At 34.7% G+C, this 15,934-nt stretch carries 14 protein-coding genes; 12 read left to right on the plus strand and 2 right to left on the minus strand.

Annotation, left to right across the window (positions count from 1 at the left end; genetic code table 11):
- The first annotated feature begins 25 nt into the window (after positions 1 to 25).
- Positions 26 to 1,447, plus strand: a complete 1,422-nt coding sequence (locus tag V4538_03565; protein ID MES2380092.1) for an MFS transporter — start codon at positions 26 to 28, stop codon at positions 1,445 to 1,447.
- A 193-nt stretch (positions 1,448 to 1,640) separates the two neighbouring features.
- Positions 1,641 to 3,566 carry a S9 family peptidase gene (locus V4538_03570; protein ID MES2380093.1) on the plus strand — a complete coding sequence of 642 codons (1,926 nt, stop codon included), beginning with the start codon at positions 1,641 to 1,643 and terminating at the stop codon, positions 3,564 to 3,566.
- Positions 3,567 to 3,645: 79 nt separating this feature from the next.
- Here V4538_03570 and V4538_03575 read toward each other — a convergent pair whose 3' ends face one another.
- Both V4538_03575 and V4538_03580 read right to left on the minus strand, forming a co-directional pair.
- Positions 3,646 to 3,798 (minus strand): hypothetical protein, encoded by a 153-nt coding sequence (locus V4538_03575; protein MES2380094.1) that lies wholly within the window; start codon positions 3,796 to 3,798, stop codon positions 3,646 to 3,648.
- A 1-nt stretch (position 3,799) separates the two neighbouring features.
- Positions 3,800 to 4,129, minus strand: coding sequence for an antibiotic biosynthesis monooxygenase (locus V4538_03580; protein MES2380095.1), 330 nt, complete (start codon positions 4,127 to 4,129; stop codon positions 3,800 to 3,802).
- A 240-nt stretch (positions 4,130 to 4,369) separates the two neighbouring features.
- On the opposite strand from V4538_03580, the gene V4538_03585 reads away from it, so the two are divergent.
- From V4538_03585 to V4538_03630, 10 genes are all read left to right on the plus strand, one after another.
- The gene (locus tag V4538_03585) at positions 4,370 to 5,695 is read left to right on the plus strand and encodes a T9SS type A sorting domain-containing protein (GenBank protein ID MES2380096.1); all 1,326 of its coding nucleotides are present in this window, start codon (positions 4,370 to 4,372) and stop codon (positions 5,693 to 5,695) included.
- Positions 5,696 to 5,717: 22 nt separating this feature from the next.
- Positions 5,718 to 7,976: a TonB-dependent receptor gene (locus tag V4538_03590; GenBank protein MES2380097.1), complete on the plus strand. Its 2,259-nt coding sequence runs from the start codon at positions 5,718 to 5,720 to the stop codon at positions 7,974 to 7,976.
- Positions 7,963 to 8,943, plus strand: coding sequence for an HmuY family protein (locus tag V4538_03595; protein ID MES2380098.1), 981 nt, complete (start codon positions 7,963 to 7,965; stop codon positions 8,941 to 8,943). The genes V4538_03590 and V4538_03595 overlap by 14 nt, the downstream gene beginning before the upstream one ends.
- 7 nt (positions 8,944 to 8,950) lie before the next feature.
- Positions 8,951 to 9,283 carry a DUF6686 family protein gene (locus V4538_03600; GenBank protein ID MES2380099.1) on the plus strand — a complete coding sequence of 111 codons (333 nt, stop codon included), beginning with the start codon at positions 8,951 to 8,953 and terminating at the stop codon, positions 9,281 to 9,283.
- Positions 9,280 to 10,752, plus strand: coding sequence for a YCF48-related protein (locus tag V4538_03605; GenBank protein MES2380100.1), 1,473 nt, complete (start codon positions 9,280 to 9,282; stop codon positions 10,750 to 10,752). The genes V4538_03600 and V4538_03605 overlap by 4 nt, the downstream gene beginning before the upstream one ends.
- Before the next feature lie 74 nt (positions 10,753 to 10,826).
- On the plus strand, positions 10,827 to 11,867 hold the full coding sequence (locus V4538_03610; protein ID MES2380101.1) for a hypothetical protein: 1,041 nt from the start codon (positions 10,827 to 10,829) through the stop codon (positions 11,865 to 11,867).
- Positions 11,868 to 11,905: 38 nt separating this feature from the next.
- Positions 11,906 to 13,129, plus strand: a complete 1,224-nt coding sequence (locus tag V4538_03615; protein ID MES2380102.1) for a M20/M25/M40 family metallo-hydrolase — start codon at positions 11,906 to 11,908, stop codon at positions 13,127 to 13,129.
- A gap of 1 nt (position 13,130) precedes the next feature.
- Complete coding sequence (locus tag V4538_03620) at positions 13,131 to 13,832, plus strand: response regulator transcription factor (GenBank protein MES2380103.1); 702 nt, start codon at positions 13,131 to 13,133, stop codon at positions 13,830 to 13,832.
- Between the two features lie 122 nt (positions 13,833 to 13,954).
- Entirely contained in the window at positions 13,955 to 14,614 is a 660-nt protein-coding gene (locus V4538_03625; protein MES2380104.1) for an ABC transporter ATP-binding protein, read from the plus strand.
- Between the two features lie 83 nt (positions 14,615 to 14,697).
- On the plus strand, positions 14,698 to 15,930 hold the full coding sequence (locus V4538_03630; GenBank protein ID MES2380105.1) for an ABC transporter permease: 1,233 nt from the start codon (positions 14,698 to 14,700) through the stop codon (positions 15,928 to 15,930).
- Positions 15,931 to 15,934: the final 4 nt, after the last annotated feature.

Raw genomic sequence — 15,934 nt, forward strand, 5'->3', positions numbered from 1 at the left:
AATTAATGCCAAAATAATATAGCTAATGGATAATACTAGTACTAACCAAAAATCGAAACTTTATACGCTGATAACAGTGTTTTTTTTCTGGGGATTTGTTGCTGCCTCTAACGGAATATTTATTCCTTTTTGTAAAAGCCATTTTCAGTTAAGTCAGTTTCAGTCGCAATTAATTGATTTTACTTTTTACGGAGGTTATTTTATTGGCTCCATCTTACTATTTATTTTATCGCAAACGGTTAAGGTTGATGTGTTAAATAAAATAGGCTATAAAAAAGGGATTATTTACGGCTTGCTCATATCAGTGGTGGGCGCTTTGGCTATTATTCCTTCAGTAAACGTAGGTTCATTTCCATTAATATTAGCTTCATTTTTTATTGTAGCATTAGGCTTTAGTTTACAGCAAACCTCGGCACAACCATTTGTAGTAGCGTTAGGCAGTCCTGAAACAGGAGCACATAGGCTAAATTTAGCAGGAGGCGTTAACTCATTAGGTACTACTTTAGGTCCTATTGTAGTTGGTTATTTTTTGTTTGGTTCCGTAGGGAGCCAGGTTGAAGTATCTATTACTTCCATTAACTCACTATATTTAATTTTAGCAGGCGTATTTGCAGCTGTGGCTATATTTTTCAGCTTTGCCAAGCTGCCACAAGTTACAAGCCAGGAAGCATTTGAGCCCGGTGCAGGTGCTTTAAAATATCCTCAGTTGGTGTATGGTATGTTAGCCATATTTACATACGTAGGTGTTGAAGTTTCCATTCAAAGTAATATGGGCGCTTTATTAAAAGAGTCAGCCTTTGGCGGTTTTAATGAATCAGAAATTGCCCCTTTTATTTCATTGTATTGGGGTAGCTTAATGATAGGCCGTTGGGCAGGAGCCGTAGCAGTTTTTGATTTAAGTAAACAAACCAAACAGATTTTAACAGCCATTGTTCCTTTTATTGCATTTGCATTAATACTATTTGTAAACAGTTTAGGAGGTAAAGATGTAAGCATGTTGTATAAATATGCTTTATGTGTAGTAGCTTTGGTAGTAGCCTTTTTTATGGGTAACGAAAAGCCTGCTAAAACCCTTATGCTGTTTTCTGTTTTTGGTATTGTAGCTATGGTAGTAGGCTTAATGACAACAGGGCAAATTGCATTGTATGCTTTTATAAGCGGAGGTTTGGCATGCAGTATTATGTGGCCTTGTATTTTTGCTTTGTCTATTGCAGGCTTAGGAAAATACACCAGCCAGGGTGCTTCGTTTTTAATTATGATGATTTTGGGAGGAGCTATTATTCCACCATTACAAGGTAAGTTAGCCGATTCAATTGGCATACACACCAGTTATATTATACCTGTTATTTGTTTTGCTTACTTGGCATTTTTTGCCATAAAAGCCAAAGCTATTTTAAAAACACAGGGAATAGATGAAGACCAATTGGAAAAAGGCGGAGGGCACTAAAAGATATTTATAGTAATAGATGAATGAGAGGTTTGGTTGTTAAATACAATCAAACCTTTTGTTTTTATGGGAGTTGTTAAACCAAAAAGCTGTAAAATAAAGTTTACCAATTATCATGTCATTTATACATTTATCAAATACCACTGGTATACCAATTATAAAAGTATAAGTTGCTGATAAATTATTACTTAACATGAAACAAAAAATTAAATGGGGCGTAATTCCCTTTGTATTGTTAACACTGGTATTTTCGTGCCAAAACAAATCAACAATGACCGAAAAAGCACCTATTGTTCCGTTAAAAGACTTCTTTAAAAATCCGGATATTGCTTATTTTATGTTATCGCCCGTGGGTGATAAAATAGCATTTACCAAACCTTATAAAAATAGAATGAATGTTTTTACAAGTACGCTAGGTGGTAAAGATACTACGCAAATTACTTTTATAGAGGACCGCGATGTACAAGGTTATTTTTGGAAAACAAATAACCGTATTATTTACATGCGCGATAATGGTGGCGATGAAAACTTTCATTTATACGCTGTTGATGCAGATGGTAAAAACCAAAAAGATTTAACGCCTTTTGCCAAAGTAAATGTGCAAATAGTTGATGATTTAGAAGAAAATGAGAACGAAGTATTGATAGGTATGAATAAAGAAAATCCTGAATTGTTTGATGTATACAAATTAAACATTAACACAGGGGCATTGACTTTAGAAGCTAAAAATCCGGGTGGCGTTAGTAACTGGATTACCGACCACAACGGGGTAGTACGTGTAGCCATGCAGTCGGATGGAGTGAATAGGGTAATGCTTTACAGGGATGATGCAAAGCAACCATTTAAAAAAGTATTGGAAACCAGTTTTAAAGAAAACATAAACCCTATGTTTTTCACTTTCGATAATAAGTATGTATACGCTTCATCTAATTTAGGAAGAGACAAATCGGCCATTGTGAAATTTGATGCAGCCAATGGTAAAGAATTGGAGTTAATTTTTGAACATCCGGAAGTAGATGTGGAAGATTTAAGCTACTCGAAAAAGCGCAAAGTATTAACCGAAATAAATTATATAACAGCCAAAGAAGAAACCAAATATTTAGATAAAGAAACAGAAGCAATACACAATAAGCTAAAGGAAAAGTTAGGCGATAAGTACGAAATAATAATTACAAGCAGCAATAAAAATGAAGATAAATTATTGGTGCGCACCATGAGCGACAGATCGTTGGGAACAAGCTATTTTTATGATGTAGCAAAAAACGAATTGGTAAAAATTGCCGACAGGGCACCTTGGATAAATGAAAATCATATGAGCGAAATGAAGCCAATAAGTTATCAGTCGAAAGATGGTTTAACAATTAACGGTTACCTGACTTTACCAAAAGGAGTAGAAGCTAAAAATTTGCCGGTGGTGGTTAATCCGCATGGTGGCCCTTGGGCACGCGATGAGTGGGGCTGGAATCCTGAAGTGCAGTTTTTAGCCAATAGAGGTTATGCTGTTTTACAAATGAATTTCAGAGGTTCAACAGGCTACGGACGTAAGTTCTGGGAAGCCAGCTTTAAGCAATGGGGTAAAACCATGCAACAGGATATAACAGATGGCGTAAACTATTTGGTAAAAGAAGGAATAGCTGACCCTAAACGAGTAGCTATTTATGGTGCAAGCTATGGCGGTTATGCTACATTAGCCGGGCTAACTTATACACCCAATTTATATGCATGTGGAGTTGATTATGTAGGTGTATCTAATTTATTCAGTTTTATGAATACCATTCCACCTTACTGGAAACCTTATTTAGATATGATGTACGAAATGGTGGGTAATCCGACTAAAGATACTGCTTTGATGCGTGAAGCTTCACCCGTTTACCATGCCGATAAAATTGTTGTACCTTTATTTATAGCACAAGGAGCTAACGACCCAAGGGTAAATAAAGCAGAAAGCGACCAAATGGTAGAGGCTTTAAAGAAAAGAAATATTCAGGTAGAATATATGGTTAAAGACAATGAAGGCCACGGATTTGGCAATGAAGAAAACCAGTTTGATTTTTATGGTGCTATGGAAAAGTTTTTAGCCAAGCATATAGGCGACAGTGCCGTAGCTGCTAAACACTAAAGTTTAACTGATATAAATATTTAAAAGGCTGTTTCAAAATTACATTTGAAACAGCCTTTTTGTATAGTAGATAATGAGCTTAAAATATACCTTTTGAAATAAGATAAGGTATAATTAACCAAAGCAATCCTTTTACAAGGAAGAATATAAAGCCCGCAACGCCAATGCGTTTAAACCAGGTAACCAGTCGGGCAAATACTTTTTTATTATCGGCCATTTGTGCGTTATTCATCTTATCTTGAAATAACTTTATAAACTTTAAAGTCAGAAGTCATAGGTGCTTTTTTTCCTTCGGCTTTTGCTTGTCTTATATCTTCGAATCCACGTTTGTGGCCTTCCATAAATGCGGGTGAAGTAGTCCAAGTTTTAAAAGATTCTTCACTTTCCCAAAAACTTACTATCAGGTAAGGGTCGTTTTCAGTTTGTGGTTTTAATACTTGCATGTCTACAAAACCTGGCATAGTATCTATAGCGTGAGCACGACTTGCAAATAGTTCTTCAAAACGAGCTTTATAATCAGCTTCACATTGAATGTAATTAATGGCAACAAAATTTTTTTCCATGTTATTTAAAATTATGTCGGCAAATATATTTGTTATTTTTAATTAGTCTAAATAAGCATAATATTTTATTGTTATGATAATTAGTTATTTATGAATTTCCGTATTTTAAAACAGGATTAAAAAGCGCGTATTGTCATAAAACCGTCATGGATGTAAAAGTTTTGTAACTCCTTTTAGAACGATTCTAAATAACAAAAAATTGACCCTACCATTGCGGCTCAAAAAACAATAAAAGAAGATATGAAAAGAATAATTTTACTGTACGCATTTGTGCAAATGATTCAACTAAATGTAAAAGCTCAGATGGTTTCAGATTCTGTGTTTATGGGCCCAAGTTACCGTAACGAAGTTTATTACAGTTTACAAAAAGGAATGGTTGACACCGTGGAAATTAAAACATGGGATTTGGCTTTTTCAACTGTAGGAAGTTTCGATCAACAATTTTTTACCATACAAGCAAACCATAGCAATGGCGTTAGAGTTTATAAATACCCTAAAAGTGATATTACAGGTTGGGCTGCTTTTGATACAACAGGCTGGCAAGGTTGGAGAAATTTATGGAATACCGATACCAGTTGGTCACACGGTGCATTTAATTTAAATCCTGAAAACCACCCGGTATACTCATGGGGTACTTACACCAACTCAGGCGAAATAACAGGTGATTCACTTTACTTAATTGGTTACGCGAGTTCAACAAATCCGGTACCTACCACATTTAAAAAATTATGGATTGTACAACGTAAATCATCATCAGGTATTAGAACATGGGAATTCAGATATGCTAACTTAAATGGAACAGCTGATACAACCATTACTTTAAACGATGCGCAATATGCCAACAAATATTTTGCTTATTATAATTTAAAAACCAATACAGCTCTTAACAGAGAACCGGTAAACACCAGTTGGGATATTGTATTTACAAGATACTTTGGTGCACAAAACTCGCCAACAACTCCTTACTACCAGGTAACAGGTGTATTACAAAACAGAAAAGTTCAGGTAATAAAAGAAACCAGTACTGCTGTAGATAATATGGTTAATCCTTTAAGAGATGACTCACGTTTTGCCGCTTCAAACATGTCGACCATTGGTTGGAATTGGAAAGCATTAGATGCTAATTTTGCTTATTACATGGAAGATTCAACAGCCTTTTTTATTAAAGTAGATTCGGCAGTTACCAATGGAAATGTAAATACAAAAATTTATAAATTAGTGTTTACAGGATTTGCCGGTAGCTCAACAGGAAAAGTAGCATTTGGCAAAAAACTAATTTCAAACTTTACTACATCAGTTAACGAAGTAGCGTCAAAAAATATAAATATTACTGCATTCCCTAACCCAGTTTCGCAAACATTAACTGTATTGTTTGATACCGAAAATAGCAATGAAGCAACTGTGTCGTTAAAAGATGTTACTGGTAAAAATGTAATGCTTAAAACCATAACTGCAAAAGGATTCAGCAAGTACGAGTTAGATGTAACCACATTAACTAAAGGTGTTTATATTTTAAATGTAAATACTGAAAATGCCAGAGGCGTTCAAAAAATAATTGTTGACTAATTTTATTTAGCAAACTACGCGAGTGATTAGAAAGATAAAACTGCAAGTAGTAAATAGCAGTTTTTTCATAAACTTTATATTAGCTGTTGTTCTGGTTTTTGTGCAAGCACAATTAATAGGGCAACAGCGTATAAAGATTACCAATGAAAAAAACGAGGCTATTGATGAAGCAATAGTTGCGTTTTTTCCTGTGGGTAATAGCGCCAGACAAAAAATGGCCGTTACCAATAATAAAGGTGAGGTATTCATCAAATCAAAAGAGAAAATAGTTTTTACCGTTTCAAAGGTTGGCTTTGAAAACCTAAGCGATACCATTGAAACCGGGCAGACAAAAACCTATATCATAAAACGAAACAATACCAATTTTAAGGATGTAGTTATTACCGGTCAGTTTGAGCAGAATACGATTGACAAATCAGTTCAGAAAGTTAAAATAATTGACCGCAAAAGAATTGAACAACAAGGGGCTGTTAATTTAAAAGATGTGCTCAGCAACGAACTTAATATTAGAATAACGCAAGATGGCGTTTTAGGAACCCAAATGAATATGATGGGGCTTGACGGACAGAATGTAAAAATTTTAATAGATGGAGTGCCCGTATTGGGGCGTTTAGATGGCAATATAGATATCAGCCAAATAAACCTGAACAATGTAGAAAGAATAGAAATAGTAGAAGGGCCAATGAGTGTAATATATGGAACCGATGCCTTAGGCGGAGTTATAAATATTATTACCAAAAAAGCCAATGACCGTAAATACAGTTTAAATGCAAATATTTACAACGAGTCAGTAGGTACTTATAATGCCGATGCAAATGTTGGATTCAATATAAAAAAAATACAGGTTGCAATTGGTGGCGGGCGTAATTATTTTGATGGTTTTTCACGCGTTGAAAATGACTCCATACGACAACTTGAATGGAAACCCAAAGAACAGTATTTTTTTAATGGAGAAATAAAGTACAGTTATAAGAACCAAATTCACAGGTTTACTACACAATACTTTAACGAGCTCATTAAAAGTAAAGCCAACCCCACCATAACACCCTATTCAATTAGTGCGCTTGACGATTATTTTATAACTAACCGAACAACAAATACACTTTATTCCGATTTCTTTTTCAGCAATAAAGCTACCCTGACTTTAATAAACTCGTTTGGGACTTTTGAACGAAATAAAATAAGGTACGTTAAGAATTTAGTAACAGGTGAAAATAAAATTACACCCAATGCAAGCGACCACGATACCAGTAAATTTAACCTTGTATTACTAAGAGGTACATACACCACCAGAACCAATTCTATATTTAACTCACAATTGGGTTACGATATAAACCTAGAAACCGGTTATGGCAAAAAATTAGAAAACAATACCCAAAACATTGGTGATTATGCACTGTTTTATATTTCAGATATAAAGGCCACCAAGAAATTAAACATCAGGCAGGGAGTAAGGTTTATATACAATACCCGCTACGGCGCACCCGTAGTCCCTAACTTTAATATAAAATACGACTTAACAAAAAACCTGTTTTTACGAGCTAGCTATTCGCAAGGTTTCAGAGCTCCTTCATTAAAAGAATTGAGTTTACTTTTTGTTGATGTAAACCACAATATAAGAGGCAACAAAGATTTAAAGGCCGAAACATCCAATAATTTTTTAGCCTCCCTCAGCTACAATTACCAGTACAAAAAATTAATAACAAAGTCAGATGTATCAATATTTTATAACGATATAAAAGACCTAATCAGTTTAGCAATAGTAGATCCCGTTAATCAGTTATATAGCTATGTAAATATTGAAAAATACAAAACATTGGGATTAAATTTTAATAGCCAGATAACTATAAAAAATATACAGTTTAACTTAGGCTATGGTAGAATTGGACGATATAACCAATTAAGCAGTAGCAATAATATAAGCGAATTTTCCTACACCAATGAATACAGACTTAATACTACCTACAGCATAAAAAAATGGGCGACTGATGTAAACCTGTTTTATAAATACAATGGTAGACTACCCGGTTTTGGTTTAGATGCAGACAATAACATTATACAAACCTTTGTGAGTGATTACTCTATGGTAGATGGCAGTATTAGTAAATCATTTTATAAGAACAAACTCGTTATCATTTTCGGTGTAAAAAACATTTTGGACGTGACCAATATTTCTGTTAATTCAAGCAGCGCTACTCACAGTTCAAACAGCAATAATATGCCCACAGCCATGGGAAGATTTTACTTTACCTCAATTAGATTCAGCATTGAAAAAATTTAAACTAATATCATTCACCATTCTTTCATTGCTTCTGTTTTCATGCGAAAAAGAAGATATGTTATGGAAACTGCCACCTTCTGCCGGAACAGAAAAAGTAGAACGCGTTAGTATGGGCGAAAATTACGAAAAGGTAATTTTTTATAAGCTAAGCACCGGCCATAAAGAAATAAAAAATTTAAACGACTGGCATATTGCATTCAACAATTATTCGAGTGAAATGTATGTTAGAATAAATGGCGGTGCCGATGTGCAAATATTTAACACATTTGATACCAGCTTCAACAAAAAATACAATGTGCCACCGTTTTGGGATTGGGATAATCCCAATGGTAAAAAAGATTCAACAGCTGTTGGATGCTGGTTTGATACCATTAGTAGAAAATCACTTATGAATGTATATATAATTGATTTAGGTAAATCAGTTATGCCCAGGTATAAAAAAATTCAATTTATGGGCGCTTCACCAAATAACTATTCAATCAGATATGCTAACTTAGATAACTTCAATGAAGTGCAGATTGATTTTAAAAGAAGCCTCAGTACAAATTTTACCTATTGTAATTTACTCAAAAATGATACGAGTAATTTTGAACCCGATTTTCACGAGTGGGATTTTGTTTTTACCCGTTACCGCCATGTTTATTACGATTTAGAGCCTATAACACCCTATTACGTAACAGGCGTATTAACCAATCCAACAAACACCCTTGCAGCTAAAACCAGGAAAATAAAGTTTGAAGATATTAACATCAGTAATGTGCAACAGATTATGTTATCAGTCAATGAAGATGTAATTGGATTTGACTGGAAATTCTACGATTTAAACGCAGCAAAATATTTGGTTGATGATAAAACCACCTACATTATTAAAGATCAGGAAGGTTACTTATACAAACTAAAGTTTATAGATTTTTATGATGAAAATGGAGTGAAAGGAGCTCCACAATTTGTTTACAGCAGGTTATAAATAAATTATGTGTTCACCAATTAAATTAAAACATAACCAGTATGGATATATTTCGTGGTGTAGCGAATGTAATAATATAAATATAGCCTTTCATACCATACTGTTTTCGCTTAATACAAGCCAGTTTGAAAACTTTTCATCCATATTAAATAACGATGTAAATAATACCGAGAAGTGCAACCAGAATACAGAGAAATCGTTTTTATACAATACAGATAGTTTAAATGTAAATATTATTTTAAACTATATAGAACTGGTTCAGTTAGCTGAACTGGTTGCAGACTCATTACTACTATACAGGTCCTTACAATTAATTAAAGAAATATCACAAAACATATGAAAAGAATACAACTAATAATAATTTTACTTTTAATAAATACAGTTATACATGCCCAATGGATTACCCAAACCAGTGGCACTACCAGTTCACTATGGGGAAGCTACTTTTTTAGTAATGATACCGGTTTTGTAGTAGGCAATGGTCCTGCTATTTTAAGCACTACAAACGGAGGAAATACATGGAATACCATTGCACCACCAGCCGGAGTTACACAAGGCTTACGCGGTGTTAACTTTACAGATTTTGTTACGGGTTATGCCGTTGGAACAAGCGGACGAATATTAAAGACACGTAACAGAGGCGTAAGCTGGGATACATTAACAAGACCAACTACCGCAGGACTTTTATGCGTAAATTTTATAAGTGATACCGTTGGTTTTATAGGTGGAGGTGGAAGTTCAGGTAGTGGTATTTGGCGCACGGCTGATAGTGCCAATTCATGGACATTTTTTAGTGCAGGTGGTAGCTTTTCTATTTTCGATATTAAGTTTACCAACAGCAAGAAAATTGGTTATGCATGTGGTGTTGGCGGTGTAATTATGAAAACTTCAGATACAGGCACTACATGGAGTACCATAGTAAGTGGTGCATCAGGTAGCGGAACCATTACATTAACATCAGTAGCCATATTAAACGATAGCACTGCATTTGTATGCGGACAAACGGGAAACATCAGGAAAACAACCAATGGTGGAGCCACGTGGATTGGTTTAAATTCAGGAACAACAACCTATTTAAATGCTATTCAGTTTATAAACGACAGTGTAGGTTATGCTGCCGGTCAAAGTGGTTTATTAATTAAAACAACCGATGGTGGTATAACATGGAGCACTGTAACTACCAGTGTAACCACTTCCATTCAAAAAATATTTTTCACACCCAATTACAATGCCTATTTATTATTATCAAATGGAAGTATTTTAAAATCAAGTACTACGTTACCTGTAAAATTAGTGAGTTTTACCCTTAACCAAAAAGACAATTACAATGAGTTAGTATGGTTAACGGCACAAGAAGTAAATGCTAATAGGTTTGAAATAGAACAACAGATAGATGCCTACAACTGGACTAAAATTGGAACGGTAGAAGCAAGCAATAATAGCAGCAAATTAGTACGGTATAATTTTGAATGTAATAAGTCTGTAAATAAAAATGCACAAAATTACTATCGCTTAAAAATAATTGACAATGACGGTACTTTTGCCTACTCAAAAATTCTAGCTACTCGAAATAGCGTTGAATCAAGCATGAAAGTGAGTCCCAATCCATTAACAGGGAATACCATTTACATAGAATCAGCTGATAATTTTGAAACTAAGTATTTTGAATTGTATAACAACCAAGGAGTATTAGTGCAAGTATTAGAAACAAAAGACAATAAAGGAATGATAGACAATCTTTCAAATGGAATTTATTTCTTAATTAATAAAAATACAGGAGCATCATATAAACTATATATAAATAACTAAGCCCACTATATTGGTATTGAAATCGTTTATATTATTTCAATACCAATGGTGGCACAAATTACTACATGAAAAAAATGAATATAAAAATAACCTTACTACTGATTTTTTCTTCGCAATTACTGTTTGCACAAACCAAAGAAAAACATTTAAAAAACTTAACCCAATTAACTTTTGGTGGCGACAATGCCGAAGCTTACTGGAGTTTTGATAACAAACAATTAAGCTTTCAAAGCAATAACAAAGCTTGGGGTTTACAGTGCGATCAAATATTTAATTTAGACATAAAAAAAGCCGTAAAGGATACCACTTATAAACCAACTTTAATAAGCACAGGTACGGGTAGAACCACCTGTAGTTATTTTATGCCCGGCAATAAGTCAATTATTTTTGCTTCAACCCATTTAGCCGGAAAAGAGTGTCCACCGGATCCACCCAAAGGCGAAAGATATTTATGGGCCATATACGAAAGCTTCGATATTTTTGTATCCAACTTAAAGGGTGAAATTATAAGCCAGTTAACCAATACGCCCGGCTATGATGCAGAAGCAACCGTTTCGCCCAAAGGTGATAAAATAGTTTTTACCAGCACACGCAGTGGCGATTTAGAATTATGGATTATGGACATTGATGGCAAAAACCAAAAGCAAATTACCTTTGGTTTAGGTTATGATGGAGGCGCTTTCTTTTCGCCTGATGGAAAACAATTAGTGTTCAGAGCTTCACGTCCACAAACCGAAGCTGAGATAAAAGAATATAAAGACTATCTAGCCAAAGGACTTGTGGCACCTACCAACATGGAAATATATACCTGCAATATAGATGGCAGCCAAATGAAACAAATTACCCATTTAGGTAAAGCCAATTGGGCTCCGTTCTTTCACCCTGGGGGTAAAAAAATAATATTCTCCAGTAACCATCATTCACCAAGAGGGTACGATTTTCAATTATACATGATAGATACTGAAGGTAATAACTTAGAAAAAATTACTGGTGAAAGTTTATTCAATGCTTTCCCCATGTTTTCTCCCGATGGTAAAAAAATAGTGTTTTCATCAAACAGAAATAACCACGGTACCCGCGACACCAATTTGTTTATTGCAGATTGGGAAGAATAGATTGACGACACTAAACCAAATCTCTAACCTCTAAATTTATGAATAAAATTCTTTTACTATTAACTTTAACAACTTCATTTAAAATAAGCTCTGCCCAATTAATAACGGAAGCAAAAATAAAGAAGCATATAACGTATTTGGCCAGCGATAAATTGCAAGGGAGAGAGCCAGGAACAAAAGGAGAGCAATTAGCCTACCAATATATTCAAAAGCAATTTAAAAGAATGGATTTGCTTCCAAAAGGAAGCGATGGTTATTTACAAAACTTTACCTATAAAACATTAGCCAGTCCGCACGATACAATTGGATTAGGTAAACAAAAAAACGGAACCAACGTAGTTGCCTATTTAGATAACAATGCCAACTACACGATAGTAATAGGTGGACATTACGACCATTTAGGTTACGATGAGCATCCATCATCGTTAGATAAAAACAAAAAACTAATCCATAACGGAGCCGATGACAATGCCTCGGGAACAGCAGGTGTTATTGAGTTGGCTAATTATTTTGTAAACAATGATGTAAAAGAAAAATACAATTTTTTGTTCATCTGCTTTTCAGGTGAAGAAGATGGCTTAATAGGTTCCAAATACTATGTAAACAATCCTACCATTGACTTAAATACCATTCAGTGTATGATAAACATGGATATGGTAGGCAGATTAAATGACAGCACCAAAAAAGTAATGGTATATGGCGTAGGAACAAGCCCAGGCTATAGCAATGCATTTGCTAATTTAACAACTCCGTTAACACTGGCTTTTGATTCGTCAGGCATTGGCCCTTCCGATCAAACATCGTTTTATTTAAAAGATATTCCCGCGTTACATTTCTTCACAGGCCAGCATTCAGATTACCATAAATCAAGCGATGATACCGAGAAAATAAATTATGCAGGAGAAAAATTAGTACTTGATTTAATAGCTGCGGTAACAGAAAAGTTAGCCGACCAACCCAAGCTAACTTTTACCAAAACCAAGCAACCAGAGCAACAAAGAGTAAGTTTTAAAGTAACATTGGGTATAATGCCCGACTATACTTTTGAAGGTATTGGCTTAAAGATAGATGCTGTAAATGAAGGTAAGCCAGCCGAAAAAGCAGGTTTGTTATCAGGCGATATAATAACCGAAATGGGTGCTGTTAAAATCGAAAATATTTATGACTATATGAAAGCATTGGGCACCTTTAAAAAAGGCGAAACCAGTACCATAGTTATAACCAGAAATAAAAACAAAATGCAGTTTAATTTAACGTTTTAAGATGAGAGCGGTAGAGCGTACCATTTTATTGGTTGAGGATGAAATTGGATTAGCAGAAATACTCAAGTTTAATTTAGAGCAGGACGGTTTTCATATTACACTAGCACATGATGGATTAACAGCAACAGGTTTGTTAGCTACCCAAAAGTTCGACTTGGTTTTGTTAGATGTAATGTTGCCCGATAAAGATGGTTATGAAATTTGCAAACAGTTTAGAACAACAGATTTGCAAACACCCGTTGTTTTTATTACGTCAAGAGGCTCAAGCATAGACAGAATTCATGGATTGCGATTAGGTGCCAACGATTATTTGGTAAAACCTTTTGAATACGATGAGTTACTGTTAAGAATAAACAATTTACTGGTAAACAATATTTACAACAACAACGATACACAGTTTAAATTTGGCAAGTGTATTATTGATTTTGATAAAATGATAGCGGCTGATGCACGCGGTATCCAAATTACATTGTCAAAAATAGAATTTGAAATGATGAAATTCTTTGTGTTAAACAAAGACAAAGTAATTAGCCGGGACGAGATTTATAAAAATATTTGGGGATACAAAAAAAATGAAATTCCCAATTCCCGCACCCTCGATAATTTTATAGTCATGCTCAGGAAATACTTTGAAGTAGACCCTTCCAACCCTAAGTTCATTGTTTCCATTAGAGGTTACGGTTATAAATTTAAAACAGACTAACCAACCAAATTGCAAAGCCCATCTAGCCAGATGGGCTTTTTTGTTACTTTAATTTTATAATTGTCCGTTTGTGTAAACAAGCAAAAACAATCAAAAAGGAATAATTACTTTGGTGGCCTAAAATGATTGAGTTAAAAAACATTCAAAAAGCATATACCGTTGGCGATAATAAATTGCACGTATTAAAAGGTATTGATATGAAAGTAAATGAAGGCGAAATGGTTTCCATTATGGGTTCTTCAGGTAGCGGCAAATCAACCCTTTTAAATATTTTAGGCATTTTAGATGGTTACGATAGCGGAGAATACAGGTTAGGAGGCACCTTAATTCAACATTTAAACGAAACCAAAGCCGCCCAATTACGCAATCAGTACATTGGTTTTGTATTCCAGTCATTCAATTTAATATCGTTTAAAAATGCAATGGAAAACGTTTCATTGCCTTTGTATTATCAAAAAGTAAGCAGGAAAAAACGCAACGAATTAGCTTTAGAGTATCTGGATAAAGTAGGTTTAAAACAATGGGCAGAACACATGCCCAACGAAATGAGCGGAGGTCAGAAACAACGCGTAGCTATTGCACGGGCCTTAATTGCACAGCCTAAAATGATACTGGCTGATGAACCAACAGGAGCATTAGATACACAAACCAGTTACGAAGTAATGAGCCTTTTAAAAGATATAAATAAAACAGGTATTACGGTGGTTATAGTTACCCATGAACACGATATAGCTGAAATGACAGATAGAACAATAAGGTTAAAGGACGGGCTTATTTTATAAAAATTCGAAATCTAAAGACCAAAATTCGAATGACTGAATTGTTGTTTTCGGATTTCGATTTTAGAATTTTAGTATTAAAAAAGATGTTTGACATAGACAAATGGCAAGAAATATTTGCGACTATTCGCAAAAACAGGCTCCGCACATTCCTTACAGGATTTAGCGTGGCTTGGGGTATTTTTATGCTCATCGTTTTGTTGGGAACAGGTAACGGGTTAGGCAATGGTGTTAAGTTTCAGTTTTCGCGCGATGCAGTAAACAGTATATGGTTTAACAATGGCCGAACCTCCCTTGCTTTTGATGGCATGCAATCAGGGCGCGATATAAAATTAACCAACCAGGATTACGAAGCCATTCATAAAAGCGTAACATCTATTGAACACCTGTCGCCACGCTTGCAGCTGTGGGATGTAAACCAATTTAACTACAAAAACCGTTATGGTAGTTTTAGTACAAAAGGTTGCAATTACGATATGGTTTACGCAGAAAAAATAGAAGTATTGCAAGGCCGTTTTGTAAACGATTTAGATATAAAAGAATGCAGAAAAGTGTGCTGCATTGGTAACCAGGTAGTAGATGAATTATTTAAAACAGAAAATCCGCTCAACCAAAATATCAATATAAACAATATACCCTTTAAAGTAATAGGCGTATTCAAAGATGCCGGAGGTCCTGATGATAACAGGAGAGCCTATATACCCATTAGTACCTCACAACGTGTATTTGGTAACGATAATAAAGTAGATCAGATAGTATTTACATTACCAGAAAGCAATATGAATGAAAGCGAAGTGACCCGAGAAGAAGTACAGAAACTATTGGCACAACGACATCACTTTGACCCGCAAGATCAGAAAGCAGTTTTTGTTTGGAATAATATTGTAGAATTTAAGCGTATAATGGGTTTAATTAATAGCATACAGCTTTTTGTTTGGATTATAGGTATTGGTACTTTAATAGCAGGTATAGTTGGTGTAAGCAATATTATGATGATAGTGGTAAAAGAACGAACCAAAGAAATAGGCATTCGCAAAGCCCTTGGTGCAACTCCGGCAAGCATTATTTCATTGGTTATACAGGAAAGTATTTTTATTACGGCTGTATCAGGTTATGTAGGGATGATGTTAGGAATAGGAGTATTAGAACTAGCCCAAAAGTATATGCCCGATAGCGATTATTTCAGGAAACCAGAAGTGAGTTTAAGTGTAGTATTGCAAGCACTAACCGTATTAATATTTGCAGGCTTTTTAGCAGGTTTTTTTCCTGCAAGGCGTGCAGCTAAAATTCAACCCATTGAAGCATTGAGAGCAGACTAAAATA

The sequence above is a fragment of the Bacteroidota bacterium genome, assembly GCA_040388375.1.
Taxonomy (GTDB): Bacteria; Bacteroidota; Bacteroidia; order UKL13-3; family UKL13-3; genus JAAFJM01.

What these genes read in the sequence shown, in the direction of transcription:
- V4538_03565 (MES2380092.1), top strand. Translation starts at nt 26, where the DNA reads ATGGATAATACTAGTACTAACCAAAAATCGAAACTTTATACGCTGATA.
- V4538_03570 (MES2380093.1), top strand. Translation starts at nt 1,641, where the DNA reads ATGAAACAAAAAATTAAATGGGGCGTAATTCCCTTTGTATTGTTAACA.
- V4538_03575 (MES2380094.1), bottom strand. Translation starts at nt 3,798, where the DNA reads ATGAATAACGCACAAATGGCCGATAATAAAAAAGTATTTGCCCGACTG.
- V4538_03580 (MES2380095.1), bottom strand. Translation starts at nt 4,129, where the DNA reads ATGGAAAAAAATTTTGTTGCCATTAATTACATTCAATGTGAAGCTGAT.
- V4538_03585 (MES2380096.1), top strand. Translation starts at nt 4,370, where the DNA reads ATGAAAAGAATAATTTTACTGTACGCATTTGTGCAAATGATTCAACTA.
- V4538_03600 (MES2380099.1), top strand. Translation starts at nt 8,951, where the DNA reads ATGTGTTCACCAATTAAATTAAAACATAACCAGTATGGATATATTTCG.
- V4538_03605 (MES2380100.1), top strand. Translation starts at nt 9,280, where the DNA reads ATGAAAAGAATACAACTAATAATAATTTTACTTTTAATAAATACAGTT.
- V4538_03610 (MES2380101.1), top strand. Translation starts at nt 10,827, where the DNA reads ATGAATATAAAAATAACCTTACTACTGATTTTTTCTTCGCAATTACTG.
- V4538_03615 (MES2380102.1), top strand. Translation starts at nt 11,906, where the DNA reads ATGAATAAAATTCTTTTACTATTAACTTTAACAACTTCATTTAAAATA.
- V4538_03620 (MES2380103.1), top strand. Translation starts at nt 13,131, where the DNA reads ATGAGAGCGGTAGAGCGTACCATTTTATTGGTTGAGGATGAAATTGGA.
- V4538_03625 (MES2380104.1), top strand. Translation starts at nt 13,955, where the DNA reads ATGATTGAGTTAAAAAACATTCAAAAAGCATATACCGTTGGCGATAAT.
- V4538_03630 (MES2380105.1), top strand. Translation starts at nt 14,698, where the DNA reads ATGTTTGACATAGACAAATGGCAAGAAATATTTGCGACTATTCGCAAA.